This is a genomic window from Pauljensenia sp. C0170B5 (assembly GCF_056590195.1).
Genome location: NZ_JBWPVR010000010.1, coordinates 61,343 through 69,486, shown reverse-complemented (window position 1 = coordinate 69,486; position 8,144 = coordinate 61,343). Strand labels below are relative to the sequence as shown.

The following is an 8,144-nucleotide window of genomic DNA, read 5'->3' as shown; positions in this document are numbered from 1 at the left end:
TTGATGGAGTATGCGAGGAGGTTGAGGTAGTACTCGGCGAAGTATCGCGCCCCGAACGCGTCCATGTTGGTGGCAGCACTGGGTAGTTGTGGTTCGTGTGGTTCCACCCAGTCCACGGGCCTGCCGAGCTTCCCGTTGGGCAAGACCGGGTACTCGCCCGACATGGGTATGCTGTGGGCTGCATCGCCTGACCCACTTTGATTGGCAGAGACTTCAATGTTGTTGCTTTGCCCGTCTTGTGCCTGGCTACATGCAGCCAGCATGATCATTCCGGCCACTACTGGAACAAGGAGCCTGGCGTGCGTGGAGCGTCGTGATCGTCGTGTCATGTGCACCACACTACGGAACAGCACTGCTGCCCGTACAGACCCAATTCATAATTGTGGACCAAACTCTTTTTGCACCCACCTGTCGATCTGGAAGCCTCTCACTGGATTCATCACGGCTCTACCTCCCGATAGGTAACTCCTGACCAGTGCAAACGCCTCGCCCGTGGGTGCGATTGCCGGTGACCTGCCCTTCAGATCGACAGACGGGGAAAGAGGGAAGGAGAGGGAGAAGGAAAGTACAGATCTGCCGACGATTCCCAGAATATGGATCGTCAAAGTCGGCCCGAAACATCGAGAAAACTCACTGATGCCGATCTGGAGCGTACTGCGTGTAGCAGTAGATGGGAGTCTCCCTCGTTAATGGGTAGAATTTGGGTGGAACCGAGAGGGAGTGACGGATGAGAAAGCTCGGACTACCTGCGCTGATTGCTGTGACGGCACTCACTGCAGCCGGGTGTGTGGCCGGTAACAGCCCTGCCGAGCCGGAGCAGTCTCTCGCTCAATCCGCCCTTTCGAATCAGTCAACCTCGTCGAACCAATCGGAAATAGAAACCGACAACCCCATCGAAGCTGCCCCCGACCAATCCCAATCCAGCCATCCAGCCGAGCAGTCTTTCATGACCACCGGAGAATGCGTGGACGTCGTGGCGATTAATGCGCGTGGAACGAATGAGGAGACCGGCGGCGGTGGCCTCACTGATGCCGTAGCGGGCGAGATCGTTGAGAAATGGTCGAAAGACGCGCGTGCCATTGCGCTGGAATATCCCGCAAGTTTTGACGTTAATGCTTCCGTCGAAGACGGCGTTTTAGCTCTGACCGCGATGCTTGAAGATGGCGCGGCTCGGTGCCCAAATCAGAAATACGTGCTCGTGGGTTATTCGCAGGGCGCGATCGTTGTCGCTGAGACGCTGAGCAAGCCTGAAGACCGGCTGATCATGGGCGATGTCGAGCGACTGAGTGAGCCTGCGCGGAAGGCGATTGCTGCCGTCGAGCTATACGGTGATCCTGGTTTTGTTGGGTCGATGCCGTATAACCGCGGCGACTACGATCCGCGTTTTAACGGGATGTTGCCGCGGCACTCGCAGGCTTTAGCTGAATTTGCCACCCGGATTCGTGACTTTTGCGTTGCGGAGGATCTATTTTGCCAGGGGAGCCGGCGCACAGGTATTCAGCGCTCGGCTCATTCGCTCTACTGGACGAACGGCATGCAGGCTGAAGGTGCAGCTCACGCGCTGGAGCGCCTTTACCGGAGGGCCGAGTTGGCTGGAGAGGATATCGGTGCCGAAGGCGCAGTGCCTGAGGAAACTGACAGTGGCGACGCCCAAAGTGGAGGGGCAAATAACGGGCACTAAGAGCGCCGTGATGTGGCCTTTTGGCTCTGACATCGAGTGTCGTGACGCTTCCGAGACCTCTGGCGATTTTGTGTCCGAGGTTTCTTCAGATCTTGGTTGCCACAGTCGCAAAATGGTGCTGTTTCCCTCCCCGCCGCCCTGTCCACCCAAGTGTCGATTTGGCTGCCGTATCCTCCCAATTGACGAGGGTGCCCCACGCATCGTCACTGGCCAGCAGGCATTTGTGGATCGAGATGCGTGGAGAGAACCGTCGGATGGGCCTTGGAATCGACAGTAGGGGAGAGAAGGAGGTGGGAATTGGAGACTATTAACGGCGGAAGAACAGTATCGAGTCTCTGCATTGGCGCAGAGAAGCACATAGAATTGACTACGTTGATCCACTAGTCAAATGGAGGAGACACCGTGATCAAGAAACTCTTCAAGCTCGTTCTTTTTGGCGCTCTCGCAGCGTTCGCCGGCCTCATTGCGATCCAATACGATGGCCCTCGCAACTTCCTGAAAGACCTTGGTGTGCCGCTGTAAGCAACTAATTCGCAGATCGAAGACCTGTCGGATTTGCACGCTTAGTCACGCCGATTAGTCTCTAGGTGCCGAGCTGTACCACCAAGGTAGAGCTCGGCACCTTCATGCAGTTTTCGGCAGTTCTTTCACGAAGCAAGCACATTCAACAGTGCACCACATTCAGGGCATCTGCATTCAACTCGTTGGCACCGATCTCGCGCGGGCGCTCGCGGCCTCCCTCGTCGATTCGGAGAACCAATACGTCGATCAGCGCTTTCCACGCGCGTCCCACGCAACCGGGCTTCGATCCGCGCAGCCGAATGCTCAGGGTGGTGCAAATCGTCCCAAATGAAGCGTTCGAAAACCCAGCCGCGCGCCTCCAAATCTCGCTGCCTCCTGCCCTCAGATTGGTAAGAGTGAGCGATCTGTGAGTGCGACACGCCTCGTTTGCTGCGGCCGTCAAATTCAAGTGCGACCTTCTCGCGCGGAAAAGCAATATCGATGAAGTACACGCTCGCCGGGCGCGCTCCAGCAAGGCTCTCAGCTGGGCGTTGGTGCACTTCAAACTGTGTGCGCACAGCGTGAAGCTTCCGACTGCGAACTATCCACAGCAGCATCGCCTCGCCAATTGATTCGCAGCCCGCATCCGCATGCTGTATGAGCCATCTCGCGCGAGCCACATTGCGATGCCCCCTCGGAAAGCGACTAAGCTGGCGGACCAGAGCAGCTCGCACACGCTCTTCAGCCTTGCGAGACCTGTCCTGATGGTGCTTGTTGAAGTGACTCAGCCGACGCATCCCGTCGCATAGCGTCACGAACGCGTGGCTCGCCGGCATCGTGAGAGCGCACAAAATGAGCGTGTCCTCAAGTGTCGCCACACGTAGCAGCATTCGACGGCGCGACCCCGACACGTCGCTTTCACGCCCGCGGTCGATGCTGGATCCGCGGATTCTGACCGTGCGTATCGGCCCGATAGCTGGTACCTGGTGTCGCATTATTCGGGCAGCTGGGATAGAAATTCTGCTTGCTTCGATGGGGGATCGCCGAGGGTGGCCGCAACGAATCTCAATCCGAGGCAAGGTCGGGGATTCGTTTCCTGGTCTGCCATGCGTAAGGATGTGAACGTCAGGCGAACGGTCCCAGCACCACAGGCCGTGGAGCAAAGCTGCAGATGGGCCTATGAATGTCGCGTGCGGATGCGTCAGACAGGTGGCCGCAATCCGTGCCAAGGCGGCATCATTGCGGATCTTCCACGTTTCACTCTGGGTAGCGCTGGGATCGATGCGCCACGTGACGCCTCGCTTAACGCGCGCGTAGTACTGACCAGTTTGTTTCTTAAGGGCGCTGAGGCGGCGGTGGCGCGAGGTTGTGGCGAGGTGAAGGTGCTCGATGTAGGTGGTCACTCGGATACCTCCTTTCTAAGGGTGCCCAGTTGTCGAGCACTGACTGTGTGGCGATAGAGCTGGATGCGTGATGGTTGTGTTGGGCGTGCGGACGGTTATGTCGAGTTGCATGGCTGAAAGAGCATGACATGGGGAAGCGGCGTATGCGGCAATAAGAGCGGCAGCTTGTGGATACGGTGGTGGTAGGGGTGATACTTGTGGATAACTCGGCTTGAGCCGGGCGGGTACCCTCGGCCGTGAGGATTCCCTCTGGTCGGTTCGCCTTGGAATATTCCACGATTCCATCGGGACAACTTCTGCAGGGAGGTCGCCGGGCAATCTTTCCGCTTTCCTTCCACTACTCCCTCCCTTCCTTTCTTTCACCCAACTGTCGATCTCGAGGCGCGATTCGACAAGATGTTTTTTAAAACCGCAGGTCAAGAACAGTTTTTATGAAAGGTAGTGCCGAAGATCGTGCTGAAATCGACAGTTGGGTAAGGGTAAGGGTAAGAGTAAGAGTAAGAGGAGCAGGGGCGGAGGAAGGGACGGGGTCGATGGGAAGCCCTCCTTGGAAGGTCGCCCGGCAGTCGCCGTAAGCGGCCTGCCGCGAGGCGTCGGAAGTTCCCGTGACTCCATTCCTAACAATCCACTCCGACCGCGCCTCCGTCCAGAATGCGCCTTAGCTCACGCCGTACACAATTGACGTGCCCGCCGCCCACAAACTAAGCTGAAATGCGGTAACCCGAGTACATCGGGTCACCTGACCGCTTGATCACACGATCTGGCGGCGATGCGACACTGATCGCACCAGTGATCAAGACGCAGCGCCACAACCGGTGATACAAGCATCGGGCTCCACAAGGAGGATACCGAGCGGACGGACATCGCCCCCTCGCCCTCGTGCCATCGGAGCTCCGGGCGTCATTCTCTGACCGCACGGGCAGCAGGCCCCACAGCTTGGGTGCACAGCAGAACAAGCTGAGCAGCACGCTAACCGTCGGACATCATGGCGCGCCGGCCCCTGATGGATCAACGCTGCCCAGTCAGGGGACTTGACAATATCGGGCTGACTGAAGCCAGGGTGCCTGCGCTACGCCGGGCACCACACAAGAAAACGCACGACGATGCGTGGCTTGCCCTCGTCAACCGGCAACGATCCGCCGCCGAACTCACGGCAGCGAAATTCAACCGGACACTGGCCCGACAACGGGGCAGCTGCTGACACAGGCAAACACAGTCATCAGAGTGCACAACGACTGGAGAATTTTTCAGTGCCTACAATCCAGCAGCTCGTCCGCAAAGGGCGCAGCTCCAAGCGCGGCAAAGTGAAGACGCCTGCGCTCAAGGGCTCGCCTCAGCGCCGTGGCGTGTGCACCCGTGTGTACACCGCCACCCCGAAGAAGCCGAACTCTGCGCTGCGCAAGGTTGCCCGTGTGCGCCTTTCGTCAGGCATCGAAGTGACGGCTTACATCCCAGGTGAGGGACACAACCTCCAGGAGCACTCCATCGTGCTCGTCCGCGGTGGTCGTGTGAAGGACCTCCCTGGTGTCCGTTACCGTATTGTCCGCGGATCACTTGATACGCAGGGCGTGCGCAACCGCCAGCAGGCTCGTTCACGTTACGGTGCGAAGAAGGAGAAGAAGTAATGCCTCGTAAAGGCCCAGCTCCCAAGCGCCCGCTTGTCGACGATCCGGTTTACGGTTCCAAGATCGTCTCGCAACTGGTCAACCGTGTTCTGCTCGACGGCAAAAAGTCGTTGGCTGAACGCATCGTGTACGGCGCGCTCGAGACAGTGCGTGAGCGTACCGAGCAGGATCCAGTGGTGGTTCTCAAGCGCGCTCTGGACAACATCCGCCCAGCCCTTGAGGTGCGTTCCCGCCGTGTCGGTGGCGCTACCTACCAGGTTCCGGTTGAGGTTCGCCCGGCCCGCGCCACCACTCTGGCTCTGCGCTGGCTGGTTGACTTCTCGCGTCAACGTCGTGAGAAGACCATGACCGAGCGTCTCGCTAACGAAGTTCTCGATGCGTCCAACGGCCTCGGTGCCGCTGTGAAGCGCCGCGAGGACATGCACAAGATGGCCGAATCGAACCGCGCATTCGCCCATTACCGTTGGTGATTTTTCCATTCCCGAGGGCGGCCTCTGACGCCGCTGACAACCATGCTGCGTGAAATAATACTTTTGCCAGCTGTTTAATCCCCAGCGGGGCTCCGCCCTCGTTAATGGGGATCACCGAAAGAACGCACGACGAAGCGAAGGACAACTCCGTGGCACAAGAAGTGCTAACAGACCTGAGGAAGGTCCGCAATATTGGCATCATGGCTCACATTGATGCCGGCAAGACGACCGTGACTGAACGCATCCTGTTCTACACGGGCATTAACTACAAGATCGGTGAAACGCACGACGGTGCGTCAACCACTGACTGGATGGACCAGGAAAAGGAACGTGGCATCACGATTACCTCGGCTGCCGTGACCTGTTTCTGGAAAGGCAACCAGATCAACATCATCGATACCCCTGGCCACGTGGACTTCACGGTGGAAGTTGAGCGCTCACTGCGTGTGCTCGACGGCGCCGTGGCTGTCTTCGATGGCAAGGAAGGTGTGGAGCCTCAGTCAGAAACCGTGTGGCGTCAGGCCGACAAGTACAACGTCCCACGTATCTGCTTCATCAACAAGATGGACAAGCTGGGCGCCGACTTCTACTACTCGGTGCAGACCATCAAGGATCGCCTCAAAGCGAACCCGATCGTCATGCAGCTGCCCATTGGCGCCGAGGATACCTTCGAAGGCAACGTTGACCTGCTGTCGATGAAGGCTTTCCATTACCCGGCAACTGACGCAGACGGTAAGCCCACCCTTGGTGCCATCGTCGAGGAAGGCGAGATTCCCGCCGACCTGCAGGACAAGGCCGAGGAATACCGTGAGGCTCTGATGGAAGCCGCCGCTGAAGGCAACGACGAGCTCATGGAAGCCTACCTGGAAAACGGCGAACTGACCGTTGACCAGATCAAGGAAGGCGTGCGTGCGCTGACCGTTTCAGGCAAGGCCTTCCCGGTCTACTGCGGTACCGCACTGCGCAACATGGGCGTTCAGCCCGTGCTGGACGGTGTGATCAGCTTCCTGCCCTCACCTCTGGATATCGAATCCGTCAGCGGTTTCGAACCTGGTGATGACTCTGAGGTAGAGAACCTCGTTCGTCATCCCGATGAGAACGAGCCTTTCTCAGCGCTGGCATTCAAGATTGCGGCGCACCCGTTCTACGGCAAGCTGACCTTCATCCGCGTCTACTCCGGCAAGATGGAAGCCGGCTCCCAGATCATGAATTCGACCAAGGGTAAGCGTGAGCGTATCTCCAAGATCTTCCAGATGCACTCCAACAAGGAGAACCCGGTTGATCTGGCGCACGCTGGTCACATCTACGCTGTGATCGGTCTGAAAGACACCACCACCGGCGACACGCTGTGTGACCTGAACGATCAGATTGTTCTGGAGTCGATGACCTTCCCGAAGCCCGTTATTCACGTGGCTGTCGAGCCGAAGTCGAAGGCTGACCAGGAAAAGATGGGCGTCGCCATCCAGAAGCTGGCTGAAGAGGACCCGACCTTCACCGTTGAGCTGGACCAGGAAAGTGGCCAGACCATCATCGGTGGTATGGGCGAGCTTCACCTCGACATCATTGTTGACCGTATGCGTCGCGAATTCAAGGTCGAGGCTAACGTCGGCAAGCCGATGGTCGCCTACCGCGAGACGATCCGTAAGACCGTCGAAAAGTTTGAATACACTCACAAGAAGCAGACCGGTGGTTCGGGTCAGTTCGCCCGCGTCATCATCATGCTGGAGCCGCTGCCGAGCGATTCCGAAGAAGAGTACGTCTTCGAGGACAAAGTCACCGGTGGCCGCGTTCCGCGTGAGTACATCCCCTCTGTAAACGCTGGTATTCAGGAAGCCATGCACTCCGGTGTTCTGGCTGGATACCCGATGGTGGATGTCAAAGCCACGCTTCTTGACGGTGCATACCACGAAGTTGACTCGTCTGAAATGGCGTTCAAGATCGCAGGTTCAATGGCCATGCGTGAAGCCGCCAAGAAGGCGAAGCCGGTTCTTCTTGAGCCGATTATGGCCGTCGAGGTGCGTACGCCTGATGAATATCTGGGCGACGTGATCGGCGACCTGAACTCTCGTCGTGGTGCCATCCAGTCAATGGATGAGCAGCATGGTGTGCGTGTTGTTCGCGCGCAAGTTCCGCTGTCGGAAATGTTCGGATACGTTGGCGACCTGCGGTCCAAGACCCAGGGACGCGCCGTGTACTCGATGCAGTTCGACAGCTACGCCGAGGTTCCTCGTAGCGTTTCAGAGGAAATCGTCGGAAAGTCTCGGGGCGAGTGAGTCCCACGGGGTCGGATCAACCCCGATCGGTGTACCGTAGTGCTATTGCCTGTTGCACTGCGTGATTGCACTGGTCAGATCGGTCAGCGGTGGGGGACTTCGCAGTAGCGGGGGTCCCGCGCCGGAACCGATCGGTCGAGACCGGAGCGTCAGTGCAGCGCAAGACGGATAGCGCCGGGATTCCGGTGAGC

At 58.3% G+C, this 8,144-nt stretch carries 4 protein-coding genes and 1 pseudogene; 4 read left to right on the top strand and 1 reads right to left on the bottom strand.

All coding sequences use genetic code 11. The features are described 5' to 3' along the window. A pseudogene (locus AC1EJZ_RS09940) lies at positions 1–329 on the bottom strand (hypothetical protein); the annotation flags it as partial. 398 nt (positions 330–727) lie between these two features. Between AC1EJZ_RS09940 and AC1EJZ_RS09935 the strand changes: the two are divergent. The 4 genes from AC1EJZ_RS09935 (at position 728) to fusA (ending at position 7,953) form a co-directional block, all read left to right on the top strand. Continuing rightward, the gene (locus AC1EJZ_RS09935; RefSeq protein ID WP_480294760.1) at positions 728–1,681 is read left to right on the top strand and encodes a cutinase family protein; all 954 of its coding nucleotides are present in this window, start codon (positions 728–730) and stop codon (positions 1,679–1,681) included. Between the two features lie 3,154 nt (positions 1,682–4,835). Next, the gene (rpsL, locus tag AC1EJZ_RS09930; protein WP_058237858.1) at positions 4,836–5,210 is read left to right on the top strand and encodes a 30S ribosomal protein S12; all 375 of its coding nucleotides are present in this window, start codon (positions 4,836–4,838) and stop codon (positions 5,208–5,210) included. Next, entirely contained in the window at positions 5,210–5,680 is a 471-nt protein-coding gene (gene rpsG / locus AC1EJZ_RS09925; RefSeq protein ID WP_058237171.1) for a 30S ribosomal protein S7, read from the top strand. Before rpsL ends, rpsG begins: the two co-directional genes overlap by 1 nt. A 149-nt stretch (positions 5,681–5,829) precedes the next feature. Continuing rightward, entirely contained in the window at positions 5,830–7,953 is a 2,124-nt protein-coding gene (gene fusA, locus AC1EJZ_RS09920; RefSeq protein ID WP_058237170.1) for an elongation factor G, read from the top strand. The last annotated feature ends 191 nt before the right edge of the window (positions 7,954–8,144 follow it).

Bases quoted from the DNA above. Each gene is read 5' to 3' on its own strand.
- AC1EJZ_RS09935 (WP_480294760.1), top strand. From the start codon at position 728: ATGAGAAAGCTCGGACTACCTGCGCTGATTGCTGTGACGGCACTCACT.
- rpsG (WP_058237171.1), top strand. From the start codon at position 5,210: ATGCCTCGTAAAGGCCCAGCTCCCAAGCGCCCGCTTGTCGACGATCCG.